The organism is Lewinella sp. 4G2 (genome assembly GCF_001625015.1).
Taxonomy (GTDB): Bacteria; Bacteroidota; Bacteroidia; order Chitinophagales; family Saprospiraceae; genus Neolewinella.
The window spans coordinates 902,930-919,439 of the sequence record NZ_LVWJ02000014.1 but is presented as its reverse complement, the minus strand read 5'-3'; the positions used below and the strand labels follow the sequence as shown (position 1 = coordinate 919,439).

Sequence of the window (16,510 nt, the reverse complement as noted above, 5' to 3'; positions counted from 1 at the left end):
ATGCTATACCGAACATCGGTTGGGGACGTTTCCGTTAGGAGGCTGAACCCCGCTAAACCAACCGACTCATGATCAAGTCGCTTTCGCCTTTCTTTCTTTTGCTGCTCCTGGCCGTGTCCTTTTCCGCTTGTGAGGATGATGACGATCCGGAGCCCATTACTGATGACGTGCCCGGCAACGTTACCGGGTTGAACTACGCTGAGTACCGTGGCCAGACTTTTGCCAGCGTCTACTCACCCCTTCTCGAAGCACTGAACGCAAACCTGAACATCAGCGTGGCCGCGGAGATTGACCACCAGGCCAATGCCGCCGGGATTGGTACTACCATCGATCCGACTACGGTTGTCTACTTCGGTAATCCGCAATTAGGTACACCTTTGATGTTGGCTAATCAACGCGCCGGGATCGATCTGCCCCAGAAAATGTTGGTATACCAGGCGGAAGATGATGACATCATCGTCGCCTACAACAATACGAGCTACCTGGCCAATCGCCACGGCGTAGGCAATGTATCGACGCTGCCGATGATCTCCACGGCCCTGACCAATTTCGCCACCACAATGGGTGCGACCACCGAAACCATTGCGGAGCGTAGCGCCGTCACCGTCAACGAAGGACTGATCGAGTTAACCAGCCAGAACACCGTAGCGGAGACCGTTGCCAAGCTGAAACAGGTGATTGACAGCAACCCCAACCTTTCCCTGATTACCGAAGTCGACCACCAGCAAAATGCAGCCATGTTCTTCATGACCTTGCGCCCAACCTACCTGGTTGTCTTCGGTAACCCGAATCTGGGTACCCCGCTAATCGAGAATGAAAGAACGATTGGCCTCGACCTCCCCCAAAAGATGCTCGTCTTCGAGGAGGAGAACGGTGACGTCAAGGTCGTTTACAATGACATTGATTACCTGGTCGCCCGCCACGGCGTTACCGGGGTGGAGGAACAGGTGACGATGATCCGCGGGGCGCTGGCCAATATTGCGGGGATGATTACGCAGCCTTGATTGGTGCTTTGGTTTGTTGGTGCTTTGAATCCAAAGCACCAACGAACTATAACCTTTCCCAACCAAAGGCGTTCCACCCCAAACCACTCCCCATGCACCTCAGCCTTGAAGACATCCTCGCTCAGGAATCGATGTACCGCCGCCATTTTATGAATTCGTTACCTGGCCCACGAGGTGTCCATTTGGTAGGAACAAAAGGGTACCGGGGGCAGGAGAACCTGGGGGTCTTTAGCTCCTTCGTCCACATCAGCGCCAGCTCACCACCACTACTGGGCTTCATCATGCGTCCGCTGACGGTGCCGCGGCATACCTACCACCACATCAAGGCGAGTGGGGAATTCACGATCAATACCATTCACCCGGCCATCCTGGAACAAGCCCACCAGACGAGTGCGAACTACCCACTGGGCGAATCGGAATTTGCCGCTACCGGCCTCACCCCTCTGTATTCGGAACGCTGCAAAGCCCCCTACGTGGAAGAGGCAAACGTAAAGATTGGCCTCACCTTTGAGGAGGAGCACAAGATCACTGGCATCGAAACCTACTTCATCGTGGGCCGCGTGCAGGAGATCTTCCTACCCGACGATGCCGTCGCGGAAACGGGCCACGTAGATCATAGCCTATTGGAAACAATGACGGTTGCGGGGTTGGATACCTACCATGAGGTGGGGATGGGACGGCGGTTTGGGTACGCGCGGCCTTAGGCAAGAGTTGCCTCCGGAGGTTGCCGGCGGTTCTGGAGACGTGGCCTCTGGCCGCGTTAAGCCTCCGGCGGTTGCCAGGGAGTAAGAGGAGGAGATGGAGGAACTAAGTTTTACACCTACAAGTTTCGCAGGAGTCGGGGAGGTTGGGGAGAAAGAGAGGCCTGCGGCGCAATACGACTATCCGTCCCGAAGGGCCGGCCTGCGTAGCGGTGGCACACCGTCAGGTGGCCCACTCTACTCGCCCGTTATGTTTTACCGATTCCGCCAAGTATAGGTTTCGCAGGAGTCGGGGAGGTTGGGGAGAAGGAGAGGCCTGCGGCGCTGCAAGACTGTCCGTCCCGATGGGGCCGGCCTGCGTAGCGGTGGCACACCGTCAGGTGGCCCACTCTACTCGCCCGTTAGGTTTTACCGATTCCGCCAAGTATAGGTTTCGCAGGAGTGGGGGAGGTTGGAGAGAAGGAGAGGCCTGCGGCGCTGCAAGACTGTCCGTCCCGAAGGGCCGGCCTACCTAGCGGTGGCACACCGTCAGGTGGCCCACTCTACAAACCGTCACATGGCCTCCACTAAATAATGTCCGTCCACTCAAAATTCCCCCCCTACTCCCGCGCCCCAGTATCCACCCAAATCGTGACCGGCCCATCATTTACCAAAGCCACCTGCATATCGGCACCAAATACCCCCGTCTCAACGGGCCGGCCGGCGGTGATCGCGAGGGTTTTCACGAAGGATTCATACAACGGAATGGCCACCTCCGGCCGGGCGCTGCGAGTGAAGCCGGGGCGGTTGCCCTTCTTCGTACTGGCGAACAAAGTGAACTGGGAAACGACCAATAGGCCGCCATCGACGTCGACGACACTGCGGTTCATTTTGCCTTCCTCGTCACCAAAGATGCGCATGCCACTGATCTTTTTGCAGAGCCAGTCGATATCCGCGGAGGTATCGGCGTCTTCAATACCAATCAGGATGAGGAGGCCAGGACCAATCTGGCCCGAAACCTCCCCCGCAATGGTGACGGAAGCCTGGGTAACCCGTTGAAGCAATGCGCGCATGTTAGTTAATTGGAAGGTGGAAATTCTTGATTAAAGAGATTCGAAGGCTGACTTGCCCGGCGAGCTAAAAAACCGTAATTTAAAGCACCCCCAAAGAGCCGCAAACATCAGAACTTATGATGAACGAAGAAGTGCGGAGCGTAATGTCTACCAAAGTAACGACCGTATTACCCAATCAAACCGTAGGCACCGTTTTAGAGATCATGCAGCAAAAGCGGCTGCAACAGTTACCCGTCATCGACGAAGACCGGCACCTCGTCGGCCTCATCACTTCCTACGACCTGTGGCAACACTGCCGCGGCAACGAAGGCTGTGAAGAAGCGCTCGTGGAACAGGTCATGACCAGAAAAGTCGTCAAACTCGCCCCTAAGGACAAGGTCGGCACGGCAGCGGAACTGTTCATGGACCGTCGGTTCAAAACCCTTCCCGTCGTTAACCTCGACAACAAATTGAAGGGCGTCGTCACTGCTTTTGACGTCATCCGGTACTCCTTCAAAAAGGAATACCCGGAACCCATTCTCTACGCGGAAAGATTCTAGGAGTAATCGGGGCTGGCTGACTATATCCGGCCCGACTTCCACCACGACGCGTAGTCCTTGGCGAAGTAGGTGATGATGACGTCAGCCCCCGCCCTTTTGATCGACAGCAAGGCTTCCGTGGCCGCGGCCTCGTAATCCAACCAGCCCCGCTCGGCGGCGGCCAGTAACATAGCGCACTCACCCGAAACGTGGTAAGCAGCGATTGGTAGCGAATGCGCCTGGTGGAGATCTCGGATGATGTCCAGGTAATTAATCGCGGGCTTCACCATCAGGTAATCCGCCCCTTCGGCCGCATCGAGCGCGGCTTCCCGGAGGGCCTCACGACGGTTGGCCGGGTCCATCTGGTAGGTCTTCTTGTCGGTAGGGACGTCCTCGAGCAAGCGGGGGGCACTGTCCAACGCATCACGGAAGGGGCCGTAGAAAGCACTGGCGTACTTCACCGAATAACTCATGATGGCCGTATCCGTAAAGCCGGCGTTGTCCAGCGCGCGGCGGATGCCTTCCACCCGGCCGTCCATCATGTCGCTGGGGCCAATGACGTCGAAACCGGCCCGCGCCTGGGCTACGGACATTGCCTCCAACAGCGGTAACGTATCATCGTTATCCACCTTCCCATTTTTGATGACGCCGTCGTGCCCATCGGAGGAATACGGATCGAGTGCTACGTCGGAAATCAGGCAGATCTCCGGATACTCCTTCTTCAGCCGGGTAGCGGCGTGGAGGTAAAAGTTGTCCTTACTCGTCGCGTACGTACCTCGCTTATCCTTCAATGCTTCCGGAACGGCCGGAAACATGATGAAGCTACGGATGCCCAGCGCAATGCAGTCCCCCACTTCCCGCACGACCTCCTCAATCCCCAAACGAAACGTGCCCGGCAAGCTTTCAATGGGCAGGCGCGCATCCGGTTCCGGCTGCAAAAAGATCGGCTGAACGAGGTGGCCAGGCAGTAATTCTGTCTCTCGCACAAGCGTACGAATGGCAGCGGACTGGCGGTTGCGGCGGGGGCGAGAGAGCATGGGGGAGGGGGTTGGTTGGGTTATAATTAAGAAGGTGAAGATTGATTGGCGATTCTCGATTCTCGATAAGTGAGGACTGATTGGCTACCGCTTTGGCGTTCGCTTCGCTCAGCTACCGCTATTACATAGGCGGGAGCACGCAGTGCGACAAAGCCGTGCGGTAGCCAATCAGTCCTCGCCAATCGAGTATCGAGAATCGAGAATCACCGGGGAATCTCAATCCCCCGCACAATCTCCTCAATCACCTCCCGCGTACTGATGCCTTCCATCTCACGCTCGGGCGTCAGGATGATGCGGTGGTTCAAGACGGGGTAAGCTACTTCCTGGATATCGTCCGGCGTAACGAAGTCGCGGCCGGCGAGGGCGGCTACGGATTTTGCCAAGCGCAGAATACCGAGGGAAGCACGAGGGCTGGCGCCCAGGTAAAGATCCGGGTGAGTACGCGTGCGGTGGACGAGGGCAGCAATGTAATCGAGCAACTCATCGCGGATGAATACCTTCTCCACGAGGGCAGCGTACTTGGCCACGAGCTCGCGGGTGAAGACGGCCACCACGTCGTCCTGCTGGGATTGCTGGAAGTCGCTCCGGAAGCGGTACAGGATCTCTTTCTCTTCCTCCTGGCTGGGGTAATCGATGATGATCCGGACGAGGAAGCGGTCGAGCTGCGCTTCCGGCAGGCGGTAGGTACCCTCCTGCTCGATGGGGTTCTGGGTAGCGATCACGAAGAAGGGAGGCTCCATCTGGTAAGTATGGCCATCCACGGTGATCTGCTGTTCTGCCATCACCTCGAAGAGGGCGGCCTGCGTCTTGGCCGGAGCCCGGTTGATCTCATCAATCAGGACGAGGTTACTGAAGACCGGCCCCTTCGTGAACTCAAATTCGGAGGTGCCCATGTTGAAGATCGTCGTACCGGTCACGTCACTCGGCATGAGGTCGGGCGTGAACTGGATCCGGCTGTAATCCGCCGCAATCGTTTTGGCCAGCAACCGGGCCGTAAGGGTTTTGGCGATACCGGGGACTCCTTCCACGAGCACGTGGCCACCAGCGAGTAAGGAGGCAATGAGCAGGTCGATAAATTCCCGTTGGCCCACGACCAGCTTTCCAATCTCGGACCGGACGCGGCTCGCGGCTTCCCGTAGTTCATTGAGGTCGATACGGTCCTGAGCAACGAATCCTGGATTAGTAGTCGACGCTGGAATAGGGTCATGAGTCAAATCAGACGCACTGGCAGCCGGTTCGCGGGTAGCAGCGTCGGACGTTCCTTCTCCCTCTTCGCCCGGCGTCATCCCGGCCGGAGCATAGGGGTTCACGGGTGGGGTAGATGGGGCGTCGGGTTCTTCCCGTGGTGCCGGTACGTAGCCGGGTGTTTTATCGTCGTCTTCAAGCATAGTTGCCGTTGGTTGTGTAGTGGTCCCCTGGGTAGGTAAAGGACTAAAGGTGGTAAATGGGTTCAATGGCACGGTAGAATCGAACGAGCGCTGTCTCGTCAATACTCCGTTTATCGTGCACAATTTTGATCTCAATGTTAGCCCCCTCGATCAGCGTGGCCGAAGCGCCGGTAAGTTCGGCAAAGTTCTTCGGCAGCGGTTCGGAGGGTTGCCACCGGATGCCAAATTTATCCTGTAGGTGGAAGCGCAAACTCCGTAGTTCCTGCCGAGCCAATGCCCCGTGGTTTCCCTTCTGATAGATGAGCCGGCTCAGCGTATCGATAAAGCGTTTGCTGGAATTCTCCCGTTGGTTGATGATGGGTATGATCCGCTGCCGCCGCTTTCCGCGGAAGAAAACATAGAGCAAGACCGAAGCCAGCAGCAAGTACCAGGCCAGCGCCAGGGCGGGGTTATCCTGGATGTAGCTCAGCGATTCATTACCGCTGAGTAGGTTGCGCCCCGTGAGTTGGCGGGCCGGCCGGTTCCTGGCTTCGCGCTTTTGCCGAGCTACGGCGGGGGGGATTCGTGAGGCTTCATCCCAGTAAATCGGGCCGTCGTTCAGGGCGATCGCCAGCGCATCCTCCGCGTAGTGGTAGCTGGTGGAATCAACCAGGTAGAAATTGGTGAAGAACTTCGGCTGGGTATTGAAATAGAAGTTACCCTTTCCCCAGTTCAGCCGTACGTACCCGATGAAGTTCGTATCCACCGTACCGAGGCTTACGTTATCGATCTCCGGGTCACAAAGGTGGTAGTCGGGTACGAAGTTGACCCGGTCCCGGGTAGGCTTCCAGTCGTAGACGTGTACCAGTTGGTAGGGTTCACCGGCCGTCTCGAGCGTCAGTTGGACGGTGTCGTGGTAGCCCGGCCGGATGGAATAGTCGTCATCGTAGGTCGTCGAATAATCGTATTCGTCGTAATTAAAGTAGCAGTCCGAGCCGTACAGCATTTCGGCCAGTTCTTCGGGCAACTCATCTGCCGCGATGAAGGCATTGTTACCCCGCTCTACGAAGTCCAGCAGGTGGGTGATCTCGTTCTCGTTGTAGTAGGCGTAAGAACCAACGAAAACGTAATTGGCTACTTCTTCTTCATCCGCCGAGAGGGCGGGCAGGCTATCCTGCAGCATGGTCAGTCCGCCATCGCGGGCCTGCAGAAGTTGGTGGAGCACGTACAGATCAAAGGGGTCATCATCCGTATAGTCGTAGGACTCCCGCCAATCCAGCCCACAACCGGATGCAAATAGGACCACGCAAAGCGCCGCCCACTGGAAGAAGGTACGGGCACTACGCATGGGGCGGGGTAGTTGTGGAAGCCTGTTGGATGTGGTTCGTCAGCGCGGCAAACTTCCGCTTCACGAGTCGGTAGCTGAGAGCATCAATTGAATACTTCCCGTACCAATACCGCTCGTAATCAACCGTCACTTCCCGGAATTCTCCAAGCAATTCGGAGCCCCGCATTTGCCGTTGGTAATCGCGGTTACTGTAGTCGCGGCGGTACTTAATTAGCCCGTTGTCCTGCAGATCCTTCAGTAATTGGATGTAAAGGAGCCGTACGGCGATATCAAACTGCCCGGCTTTTTCCGCGCGCTCCTGGAGACTCAGCGATACGCCGCTGGCGACGAGCGCTTCCTCCTCGATCTCCTCAATCATGATCTGGTCCTGCTCCTCTTCGTTGCCGCGGATACGCTTCCGGAGTTCCACGTCGCCCAGAATCCGGTACACGAGTATTCCGAGAAGGAGGAGCAACACCCCGAGCATTACGTATGCGATCTCGCGGGAAACCTTGAAGTCGCCAAATGTCCAGTCGTTGGAAGTGGAAATATCTTTCTCTACTTCCTCCACCTCCTCTTCCTGTTCTTCGGGTGGGGTGAAGACCACCTCTTCGCGCAATTCCGCGTGGCGCCCGGGGGCAAATACACCGTTGGTTGCCTCCTGGGCGGGGAGGTCTACCGTAGCTCCCGGCAGGAGCAAAACGGTGTAGAGTAGGGCCAGCAAGTAGGTTTTTAGGCTTGTGGGGGTCATTACTGTGGCCAAGATACTAGCCACCGGCCGATCGGCGGAAGGCGGGCGGCGAAGTTCACCAAACAAAACAATGTGTTTGCAAACATTGGCTTGCGTGATTACCTTACAACAATTACCTTACAGCACGTTTTCCGGCCCCGTGGGGCCTTGCGACTACTGTACCAAAACACAACTTTTTAACCGGCCTTCTCCCTCCTCTCCATGAGGCCCCGGGCCAAATAAACCTATTCGATTCATGACGAACAATTTTCAAGAAAAACTAGCCGCCCTCCAGGCCCACCTCGACAAAGTCGAGCCCGATAATGACAGCGCCCTCCTCGAAAAGGTCGCCAAAGGCCTCGGCCCCGCGCTCTACAACATCGATGCCAGCAAAGTAGCCTGCAGCGACAAGGAAGAGCTCGACCGCGTCGTAAAAAGCTACGTCGTCAAAAAACTTGGCATGGACGCCGAGAAGGGCCAGGAAGCCGTACAGGCCGTTTGCGCCAAGTACACCGAGCGCTTCAAGCTCCGCGGCGTATTCTACTACCTCGTTTGCAAGCACCTCGGTGCTGAAGACCACTACGCATAGTAGTTCACTACCTCCTCATTGGTATTTAATTTAATACCGGTTTGGTCTATAAAACCCCACCCTCAGTTCGTCTGATGGTGGGGTTTTGTGTTCCTGATGGGCGCTGCCGCGGGTGCTGTGCAATGGGGACGTGGAGCTGTCTAATTCGCAAGTATCGAAAGTTGATCTTAATGTGGATTAGGAATAGACTGGTTGTGACGTTTGGTAAGTATTATTACTTTTAAACGCATTCACTGGCGATTAAAATTCGCGGCTTCCAAAACCGATAGGAAGGTAATTACTAAAAAAGTGGCAGTACATCACAAATTTGCTGTGATTAATCCTATTGCCTCCAAACCTGCAAGAATAATCAAACCCACACAAATTAGCAACCCAAGTACGCATACCGCAAAATCGACGTATAGGACATACTCGCCTAACCCACCACCATAATGGTTATCACGATAGTTTTTCACCAACCTCCAAGCACGGCGAACGTTGGGCAACAGATATTTTGCTCCCAAGCAACCTATAAGCCCGAACCCTATTTTTAATAGAGACATATTCGTTGGCGTTAATTGTAAATCTCGGCTATTAATAATCTTATACCTGCCCCCCCGAATTCTATGATCTCACCACTTCAATCGAGGGAACATAACTGGGCACAACGGTTGATTTTGAACTAATTCAATCGCAAACGATACAATCATCCAATTCAAGTGGTTTCAAACCAGCCGAATCGACCTCCAACATTAGCTTATGCTTAAAGACAATTTGCTCCATTGCTGAATGATAGTACTCCAATTCTGCAGAGTCGAGTTGATAATCCGTGCTGGCAGCTTGATGTTTAAAGTTAAATAAATCCGCTACCTCCGTATCAGTTAGGAATTGCTCAACATCCTCAACTTTTACAAAGCATTCTGTTTCTTGTCCGTCGGAAACACACAATTGCCCCGGTGAAAATTTCAGCTGAAGTTGATCGTCCGTAGTCCTGTATTCGCCTTGTACTAGGACATAGGACTGAGTAACCCATGGCAAACCTATTTCATAATATCTGAATAGCAATTCCGTATCTCGAACGATAACTAATTGATTATACTTAGTAAATGGGCTACTACCTATCTGAGCGTAATAACCTAGGTGGTCGTCCGGCCTGTTAACTTCATGGCAGTGAGCTAATCCAATGAGCACTATGAAGGGCAAAAGTCTATTCAATTTCATTAGCTGCTACGTTTAGGCTCACGTATAGATTGATTCAAGTGTCATAAGTTAGTGCATAATTGCTGCTTACACCTCTACAAGTCTCCATGCACCAAAAATACCTCCTCCTAATCACGCTAGCCATTTGCTTACTCGGCTGCACCCCCACACCCGATGCAGCATCCCCAATCCCAGCCCTGGCCGTGACTACGTTGAGCCTCACGGTGCCGGACAGCATCCCCAAAGGGGATAAGGTAGCGGGGACGCTGGAGATTGCTGAGGGCGCGGAAGCAAATCTAACGACGGTCCCCATCCGCATCGAACGGCGCGGCGGATACTCGATTCGCTTCTCCAAGTACTCTTACGAACTGGACTTGCCGGAAGATCTTCCCCTCGCCGGACTACCCGCGGACGACGACTGGATCCTCAACGCCAACTACATCGACAAGACTTTTCTACGTCACGTACTTTCCTTCCAACTCTTCCGCCAGATGAACCCAAATAACCGGGCGGCCAGCACGGCTTTCGTTGAACTCCAGCGCAACGGCGACTACGCGGGGCTGTACGTACTAATGGAAAAGCTCGACCGGTCCACCCTCAACGTAAAAAAGGGTGACCCCGGAGCCTTCATCTTTAAGGAACCCCAAATTTTTCGCGAATCCTACGACGGTATCGTTGCGGAAAATCCCGACAACTTCCACCAGCAGACCTACCCAAAACGCAGCAAGGCCGATCGCTCCCCGGCACTGGAAGACCTGCGGCAGCTCATCCTTGAGGCGGATTCAGCCACCTTCAATAAAGACATTCACCAAGCCATCGACGTGGACAACTTTATCGACTGGCACCTCCTGCTCCTCCTCACCAATAACCAGGACGGTATCCTCAAAAACTTCTACCTCTACCGCCAACGGACCGGCCAACCCATCCGCGTCGCACCCTGGGATTACGACCATTCTTTCGGCCGCGACGGCGACAACGAGGCCAACATGAACGAACGCCCCGCCCAGCTGGAACGCTCCATCCTCTTCCGCCGCCTCCTTCAACAGGAATGGTACCGCAAAGCCCTGCACGAAAGGTGGGAGGAGCTTCACTCAAACCTTTTCTCTCCAGCCAATCTCATCGCCGAAATCGATGCCCTGGCCCAACAACTCCAACCCTACGCCGAACGCAACTTCTCCCGTTGGCCCACCACCGCCGAAGCCTACTACGACGACAACGATTTCATGACGGAAATCAACTGGATGAAGCAATTCATCACCCTCCGCAACACCTACCTAGAATCCTATTTCGCCGCCCTAAAGGCAAAGCCGTCCTAAAGCGAAGCGTCCCAAAGGCGAAGCCGTTCCAAAGCGCAGCGTCCTAAAGCGAAGCGTCCCAAAGGCGAAGCCGTTCCAAAGCGCAGCGTTCTAAAGGCAAACCCGTCCCTCTTCCCCCTTCTCCACCACTCCCAACACCACTCCCGCTACCTCCTCCGGCATCAGGATTCCCTCTGGTACTTCTTCGTTATCCCAACTACTCGTCAGGGTAGCCCCTGGCGCGACCAACGTACACCGCACCTGCGACAGCGCCAACTCTTGCTGCCAGCCGTAAAAAAGGCCACGAAGCGCGTATTTATTAGCGACGTAGGCCGTCATGTGGCCCTTCCAGTTGTCCGTTCCGGTGGAGCCGATGACGATTAAGTGGCCATCATTTTGTGCGATCATCTCGGGAAGGAGACGGCGAGCCAGGTGGTGATTGGCGAGTACATTAAGTGGTAATAATTCCGTGAAGGTGTCCGACTCCGCATCTAGTAAAGTGCCCGGCGCGAAGGCCGCCGCGTTGAGCACGACTACGTCGTACGGACGAATCGGAACGGCCGCCACGCCGGTTTCCTTGGAAAGATCTGCCGCAATTGTAAACACGCCGAGTTGGGTGGCCATCTCCGTCAGCGCCGCGGAGGAACGAGCGACGATCGTGACCGCATAGTCAGCCGCTAAAAAAGCCTCGGCGCAGGCCCGGCCGATACCCCGCGTGCCACCGGTGATGAGGACAGTTTTACTCATGGCGCGACGTTGAGGAGGGTAGCGGAAGAGTGGGTTTCGACGGTGGCTAAGCCTTCGATACTAGTTGCCTCCGCGATGAAAATCCCTCGCCAGGTACCGCCGCAGTCGTTGTGCAAAATGGCGTCCGGGCCCAGGATGAGGCGCCCGCCCGCAGCTACCCGGATGCTCCCACCCTCCGGCAGGTGGACCCGGTTGTTGATGGTAAGCGTAGCGCCCGGTTGGACGATGAGATCCGATGCGTAATCGCGCGCTCCGTTCAGCACCAGGTCTTCGGCGATGATGATTGGTGCATCCGGTTCGTAATCGCACCAGACGGGTTCGAGCCAGCCGCGTTGGCGCGTGGTCTTATCGGCTAATTTGATGTGCATACGCGCGATTTGGCAGGGGGTGAGAGCTTCCTGGTCGGGGCTGTAATCCATGAGGTTGTTACTCGTCAGGTTGGGCCCCCGCTTCTTCGCGCTCCAGGCTTTATTGGCGTGGACGGGTGTATCCGGGCAACCATCATTGCGCGTCCAGGCGTGGTAGAGACCCAGAGCGTGGCCGAGTTCGTGGGAAAATACCTGGCGGATGGACCAGGGCGCGACGTCCTTGGACAATACGTCCGTCACCTTCAGCGCAGTGCCAAGGTAGATGCCGCTGCCGGAGGTTTTCTTCGCGCCCATGTTCACGATCTTTTCCTTGGGCGGCCCCATCCAGTAGATGTTGAGCTCCTCGTCCGGCCGCACGTTGTACTTCTTCACCACCTCCATATCGGACCGGTTCATACCCGGCCCCTTGTGGATGTATCCATAGTGCTCATCGTCGAAGTGCTCGTACACGGCAGGCGCCTGGGTTTCCGGATCGGTCGCCAACACATATTTGATGTGCGTAGGTAAGGCGGGCGGAGTTATCGAATCCGGGTTTAGCCAGTTTTCCGGGTTATCCCGCATAAAAGCGTTGGTGTAGTTCAGGACATCCTGCGCGTATTTCACGGCCACCTCCCCCTGCATGGGGAAGATGGAATCCGCACTATTCATTACGTGAAAATTAAGACGGACGCGCCGCTCCGGCAGGTACTCCGGGTGGTCGGGGTCGGGCAGGTAGTAAGCACGGTCCTGTTGCGTCAATCGCTCCCAAACGAAGGTATCCGGCCGTTGCACGCTGTCCGGCCGAAACCGGAAGTAGGTAACCTCTCCGTCAGTGATTGTCTCCGTATCCTGTGCGTAGGCCCGGGGGCTGGCTTCCCGCGCGGTGCGGCAGGTGAGCAGCAGGAGGGGGATTACGGTTAGGAATAAGAGGTGGCGCATGGGGGTTAAGATACTGACGGGATTTTAGAGGTTGGATTTTAGATTTTGGACGGGATACTGTAAAGACTTTAGACGTTGGATTTTAGATTTTGGACGGGATACCTGTAAGGACTTTAGAGGTTGGATTTTAGATTTTAGACGGGATACCTGGAGCCTTGGGAGTTATCCGTCCCTTAACCGTGGTAGTGATTTCAGCGGCAGAAAGCGTGAAGAAATTTGCACTGTGTGAGCACGCGAATGATTAAGGCGTAGCCCACAAATTAAATGCAAACGGCAGATTTAAAGCTTAAAACAAAAATCGGATAGCGAGTTGGCAAATTTTAGCTTTCTGCCGCTGAAATCGCGTTAAGCCACGGTTACAGGACAAGACTTTTGCTTCTTTTGGTCACAAAAGAAGTGGTAGAGAAGCCGTGACGTCAAGCATCAACCTAAAGGTCGACGTACCGGAAGTAAATTAAGCCACGAAACAGATTAAAGCTTTTGCTTCTGTTAGCTGCGCTGCTACTGCGTGGTGGCTACAAAAGAATTGGTAGTGAAGAAGCGACGTTGAGCATCGACCTAAAGGTCGACGTACCGGAAGTAAACCCGGCCGGGAGCCGTAGAGATAAAAATCACGTCAAGCCACGGTTACAGGACAAGAATCTTGCTTCTTTTCTTCTGAAAAGAAGTGGTAGAGAAGCAGTGACGTTAAGCGTCGACCTAAAGGTCGACGTACCGGAAGAAATCCCGGCCGGAAGCCGGAAGCAGAAAATCAATTCAACCGCCAAAAAAACGGCGTAAACAACACCAACACCGTATAAATCTCCAACCGCCCAATAATCATCACAAACGACAAAAACACCTTGATGCCCGGACTCAACCAGGCAAAATTATCGACCGGGCCTACCCCGCCAATACCCGGGCCAACGTTGCCCAAACTCGTCGCCATCGCCCCCAGAGAAGTATTGAAATCAAGCCCCATCGTAGCCAGGATGACCGAACCTACGATGAACAGCAGCAGGTACAACAGGAGGAAGTTGAATACGTGAGTGATGATCTTACCCGGCACCACCTCCTGATTAACGCGCAAGGGCACAATGGCCGAAGGGTGGACGATCCGCTTAAACTCCAGGTAAGAGTTTTTGAGGAAGACCAAATGGCGGATCAGTTTGATGCCCCCCGAGGTGGAACCCGCGCAAGCACCAAGAAACAGCAAGACGAAACAGATGATGGTCAGGCTCGTCGCCCAACTGGTGTAATCCGCCGTCACGAATCCAGTGGTGGTAATGAGGCTAACTATTTGGAATAGACTATCGCGGAAGGCACCTTCCAGGTTCGTCCCACCGGTCGCGTACCACACCTTGGCGGTAAAGAAGGCGGTGAGCGCAAACACAATCACTAGGTACGCTTTGAGCTCATCACTTTTCCAAACCTCCTTGAACCGCCGCTTAAAGGAAAGGTACAGCACGGTGTAGTTCACCCCCGCAAAAAACATGAAGAGGATGAGGATGTACTGAATCAACGGGCTAAAGGCCGCCGCCGAGGCATTTCTCGTGCTGAAACCACCGGTAGCCATCGTTGTCAGGGCGTGATTGACGGATTCGTATTTGCTCATGCCCGCCGCCCAAAGGCAGAAGAACAGCGTAACGGTCAGGCCCACGTAAATGAACCACAAACGTTTGGCCGTCTCACTAATGCGGGGATGGAGCTTATCCGACGTCGGTCCGGGCGCTTCCGCCGCAAAGAGTTCGATACCGCCAATACCCAGGAGGGGAAAGATGGCGACCGTTAATACGATGATCCCCATCCCCCCAATCCACTGGGTCAAACTTCGCCAGTACAGGATACCACGGGGCTGAATCTCAATGTCCGTCAGCACCGAAGCGCCCGTCGTCGTCATCCCCGATACGGTTTCAAAGAGGGCATCGGGGAAAGTCGAGACCACTCCACTCAGAAGGTAGGGGACCATGCCCGATAGCACCATCGCCGCCCAGCTCAGGACGACGATCAGGTAACCCTCCCGCTTACGGATCGGAATTCCCTTTGGGTTCTTCACCAGAAACAGAAGCCCACCCGCCGCCAGACTGCCGAGCCCGGCCAGGAGCAGGGGCCACACACTTTCTCCGTAGTAAAGACTAAAGGGAATGCCCGTCCACATCATCACCCCCACGATGGCGAGGAGGATGGCGACAACTCTGGCGATGGGGCGGAAATTGATCATGGTCAGTCGGGTAGTACTGAGGATGGGCTGGGGCTAGAGCGGCTACTATTCAATCGTATAACTCTTAACCGATGTAGGTCAAGCACCGTGCGCAAGGGCTACCTAAAGAGCTCTTCCAGCCGTTTGATGGCCGAAGGTAGGGCAAACACAATCACCTTATCGCCCAATTCCATCTGCGTATCACCGTCCGGGATCATCGTTTTCTCGCCGCGGATAATACCACCAACCAACGCGGTATCGGGGAAGTGTAACTTCTTCAGCGGCTTCTTCGTGAGCTGGTTGGTCTTCGTCAGGACGTACTCGATCACCTCGGCGTCCACGCCCTGGAGGCTGGTGATGGCCTCGATGTTTCCCTTCCGGACGTGGTGGAAAATACTGTTGGCTGCGAGCAGCTTTTTATTAATGAGGGTATCCACGCCAATGTTCTGACTAATGTGGATGTACGCCTTGTTCTCCACCTGGGCGATGGTCTTAAAGACGCCGTGGTTGCGCGCCGTGAGGCAGGAGATGATGTTCGTCTCCGCGTTACCCGTTAGCGCGATGAAGGCATCCATGCGGTCCAACCCCTCCTCCTCCAAGAGGTCCACATTGTTGTAGTCTCCCTTGATGACGAGGACGTTATTCAGCTGCTCATTAATGAATTGGCAGCGGCGTTTGCTCTTTTCCACGATCGTGACGTGGTACTCATCCATGAGTAAGCGCGCCGTCGAAATGGCCAGGTCCGTTCCGCCCAGGATGAGGATGCTGCGCACGGTCTGCTGCTTCTTGCCCACGAAGGCCTCCACGTTCTTCTTCTGATCCGGTTTGGTGATGAAGTAGATATGGTCCCCCCGCCGCAGCGTAGTAAACCCTTTCGGAATAATGGTTTCGTTGCCCCGCAGTACGGCAATGGGGTGCAGGTCCACGCTACTCTCGAATTGGTCCATCTCACTAAGGCGCAGCCCGACCAGCGGGGAGTGGTCGTCCAGCGTCGTCCCGAGTAAAACGAGTTTACCGTTCTCGAACTCAAAGATGTCCGTAAAGGAACACTGTTTGATGAGGCGGACGATCTCTTCCGCCGCCAACTGCCGGGGGCTAATGATCTGGTCGATACCCAGCGAACAGATCGTGCTTTCGTTGGCAGCCGTGGTGTATTCCTCGTTGTCCACCCGGGCCACTACGCGGCGGCAGCCCAGCTTCTTGGCGATGATGGCCGTCATCATGTTCGTCTTCTCGGAGGTCGTCACGGCCAGCATGAGGTCCGCCGAACTGATGCGCGCGCGTTCGAGGGTTTCCAGACTCGTCGAATCCCCGCGAATCGTCAGCACGTCCAGGTGGCTACCGGCGTACTCCAGCACCTCCTCGTCTTTATCGATGAGGATAATGTCCTGGTTCTCGGTAGCCATGAGTTTGGCGAGGTGGAAGCCTACGTCTCCGGCTCCGGCGATGACGATGTTCATGCAGCTGCTTCTGGGATGGCGCGAAGGTACGGCCGATAC

At 55.3% G+C, this 16,510-nt stretch carries 15 protein-coding genes; 5 read left to right on the top strand and 10 right to left on the bottom strand.

The window, feature by feature from the left end:
• Positions 1 to 68 precede the first annotated feature (68 nt).
• Together A3850_RS05145 and A3850_RS05140 are read left to right on the top strand one after the other, a co-directional pair.
• On the top strand, positions 69 to 1,004 hold the full coding sequence (locus tag A3850_RS05145) for a DUF302 domain-containing protein (protein WP_068214814.1): 936 nt from the start codon (positions 69 to 71) through the stop codon (positions 1,002 to 1,004).
• Between the two features lie 92 nt (positions 1,005 to 1,096).
• Positions 1,097 to 1,708, top strand: coding sequence for a flavin reductase family protein (locus A3850_RS05140; protein WP_068219448.1), 612 nt, complete (start codon positions 1,097 to 1,099; stop codon positions 1,706 to 1,708).
• 596 nt (positions 1,709 to 2,304) lie between these two features.
• Here A3850_RS05140 and dtd read toward each other — a convergent pair.
• On the bottom strand, positions 2,305 to 2,757 hold the full coding sequence (dtd, locus tag A3850_RS05135) for a D-aminoacyl-tRNA deacylase (protein WP_068214813.1): 453 nt from the start codon (positions 2,755 to 2,757) through the stop codon (positions 2,305 to 2,307).
• A 116-nt stretch (positions 2,758 to 2,873) separates the two neighbouring features.
• On the opposite strand from dtd, the gene A3850_RS05130 reads away from it, so the two are divergent.
• Positions 2,874 to 3,296 (top strand): HPP family protein, encoded by a 423-nt coding sequence (locus A3850_RS05130; protein ID WP_068214812.1) that lies wholly within the window; start codon positions 2,874 to 2,876, stop codon positions 3,294 to 3,296.
• 20 nt (positions 3,297 to 3,316) lie between these two features.
• Here the strand turns inward: A3850_RS05130 and hemB are convergent, their stop codons facing one another.
• The 4 genes from hemB to A3850_RS05110 form a co-directional block, all read right to left on the bottom strand.
• Positions 3,317 to 4,312 carry a porphobilinogen synthase gene (hemB, locus tag A3850_RS05125; RefSeq protein ID WP_068214811.1) on the bottom strand — a complete coding sequence of 332 codons (996 nt, stop codon included), beginning with the start codon at positions 4,310 to 4,312 and terminating at the stop codon, positions 3,317 to 3,319.
• Positions 4,313 to 4,515: 203 nt separating this feature from the next.
• Positions 4,516 to 5,700: a MoxR family ATPase gene (locus A3850_RS05120; protein WP_231915283.1), complete on the bottom strand. Its 1,185-nt coding sequence runs from the start codon at positions 5,698 to 5,700 to the stop codon at positions 4,516 to 4,518.
• Between the two features lie 43 nt (positions 5,701 to 5,743).
• On the bottom strand, positions 5,744 to 7,027 hold the full coding sequence (locus A3850_RS05115) for a DUF4350 domain-containing protein (protein WP_157500899.1): 1,284 nt from the start codon (positions 7,025 to 7,027) through the stop codon (positions 5,744 to 5,746).
• Positions 7,020 to 7,757: a hypothetical protein gene (locus tag A3850_RS05110; RefSeq protein WP_068214809.1), complete on the bottom strand. Its 738-nt coding sequence runs from the start codon at positions 7,755 to 7,757 to the stop codon at positions 7,020 to 7,022. The genes A3850_RS05115 and A3850_RS05110 overlap by 8 nt, the downstream gene beginning before the upstream one ends.
• 235 nt (positions 7,758 to 7,992) lie before the next feature.
• Between A3850_RS05110 and A3850_RS05105 the strand changes: the two genes are divergently transcribed.
• Positions 7,993 to 8,325 carry a DUF2853 family protein gene (locus A3850_RS05105; RefSeq protein ID WP_068214808.1) on the top strand — a complete coding sequence of 111 codons (333 nt, stop codon included), beginning with the start codon at positions 7,993 to 7,995 and terminating at the stop codon, positions 8,323 to 8,325.
• Positions 8,326 to 8,991: 666 nt separating this feature from the next.
• Here the strand turns inward: A3850_RS05105 and A3850_RS05100 are convergent.
• Complete coding sequence (locus A3850_RS05100) at positions 8,992 to 9,525, bottom strand: hypothetical protein (RefSeq protein ID WP_068214807.1); 534 nt, start codon at positions 9,523 to 9,525, stop codon at positions 8,992 to 8,994.
• Between the two features lie 86 nt (positions 9,526 to 9,611).
• Between A3850_RS05100 and A3850_RS05095 the strand changes: the two genes are divergently transcribed.
• Positions 9,612 to 10,820: a CotH kinase family protein gene (locus A3850_RS05095; protein ID WP_068214806.1), complete on the top strand. Its 1,209-nt coding sequence runs from the start codon at positions 9,612 to 9,614 to the stop codon at positions 10,818 to 10,820.
• 90 nt (positions 10,821 to 10,910) lie between these two features.
• Here A3850_RS05095 and A3850_RS05090 read toward each other — a convergent pair whose 3' ends face one another.
• From A3850_RS05090 to trkA, 4 genes are all read right to left on the bottom strand, one after another.
• Positions 10,911 to 11,546, bottom strand: a complete 636-nt coding sequence (locus A3850_RS05090; RefSeq protein WP_068214805.1) for an SDR family oxidoreductase — start codon at positions 11,544 to 11,546, stop codon at positions 10,911 to 10,913.
• Positions 11,543 to 12,832, bottom strand: coding sequence for a M43 family zinc metalloprotease (locus tag A3850_RS05085; protein WP_068214804.1), 1,290 nt, complete (start codon positions 12,830 to 12,832; stop codon positions 11,543 to 11,545). The genes A3850_RS05090 and A3850_RS05085 overlap by 4 nt, the downstream gene beginning before the upstream one ends.
• A 751-nt stretch (positions 12,833 to 13,583) precedes the next feature.
• Positions 13,584 to 15,032 carry a TrkH family potassium uptake protein gene (locus A3850_RS05075; RefSeq protein ID WP_068214802.1) on the bottom strand — a complete coding sequence of 483 codons (1,449 nt, stop codon included), beginning with the start codon at positions 15,030 to 15,032 and terminating at the stop codon, positions 13,584 to 13,586.
• A 98-nt stretch (positions 15,033 to 15,130) separates the two neighbouring features.
• Positions 15,131 to 16,471, bottom strand: coding sequence for a Trk system potassium transporter TrkA (gene trkA, locus A3850_RS05070; protein WP_068214801.1), 1,341 nt, complete (start codon positions 16,469 to 16,471; stop codon positions 15,131 to 15,133).
• Between the last annotated feature and the right edge of the window lie 39 nt (positions 16,472 to 16,510).

Excerpts from the sequence above, each read along its gene's own strand:
- A3850_RS05145 (WP_068214814.1), top strand. The coding sequence starts at position 69 with ATGATCAAGTCGCTTTCGCCTTTCTTTCTTTTGCTGCTCCTGGCCGTG.
- A3850_RS05140 (WP_068219448.1), top strand. The coding sequence starts at position 1,097 with ATGCACCTCAGCCTTGAAGACATCCTCGCTCAGGAATCGATGTACCGC.
- dtd (WP_068214813.1), bottom strand. The coding sequence starts at position 2,757 with ATGCGCGCATTGCTTCAACGGGTTACCCAGGCTTCCGTCACCATTGCG.
- A3850_RS05130 (WP_068214812.1), top strand. The coding sequence starts at position 2,874 with ATGATGAACGAAGAAGTGCGGAGCGTAATGTCTACCAAAGTAACGACC.
- hemB (WP_068214811.1), bottom strand. The coding sequence starts at position 4,312 with ATGCTCTCTCGCCCCCGCCGCAACCGCCAGTCCGCTGCCATTCGTACG.
- A3850_RS05120 (WP_231915283.1), bottom strand. The coding sequence starts at position 5,700 with ATGCTTGAAGACGACGATAAAACACCCGGCTACGTACCGGCACCACGG.
- A3850_RS05115 (WP_157500899.1), bottom strand. The coding sequence starts at position 7,027 with ATGCGTAGTGCCCGTACCTTCTTCCAGTGGGCGGCGCTTTGCGTGGTC.
- A3850_RS05110 (WP_068214809.1), bottom strand. The coding sequence starts at position 7,757 with ATGACCCCCACAAGCCTAAAAACCTACTTGCTGGCCCTACTCTACACC.
- A3850_RS05105 (WP_068214808.1), top strand. The coding sequence starts at position 7,993 with ATGACGAACAATTTTCAAGAAAAACTAGCCGCCCTCCAGGCCCACCTC.
- A3850_RS05100 (WP_068214807.1), bottom strand. The coding sequence starts at position 9,525 with ATGAAATTGAATAGACTTTTGCCCTTCATAGTGCTCATTGGATTAGCT.
- A3850_RS05095 (WP_068214806.1), top strand. The coding sequence starts at position 9,612 with ATGCACCAAAAATACCTCCTCCTAATCACGCTAGCCATTTGCTTACTC.
- A3850_RS05090 (WP_068214805.1), bottom strand. The coding sequence starts at position 11,546 with ATGAGTAAAACTGTCCTCATCACCGGTGGCACGCGGGGTATCGGCCGG.
- A3850_RS05085 (WP_068214804.1), bottom strand. The coding sequence starts at position 12,832 with ATGCGCCACCTCTTATTCCTAACCGTAATCCCCCTCCTGCTGCTCACC.
- A3850_RS05075 (WP_068214802.1), bottom strand. The coding sequence starts at position 15,032 with ATGATCAATTTCCGCCCCATCGCCAGAGTTGTCGCCATCCTCCTCGCC.
- trkA (WP_068214801.1), bottom strand. The coding sequence starts at position 16,471 with ATGAACATCGTCATCGCCGGAGCCGGAGACGTAGGCTTCCACCTCGCC.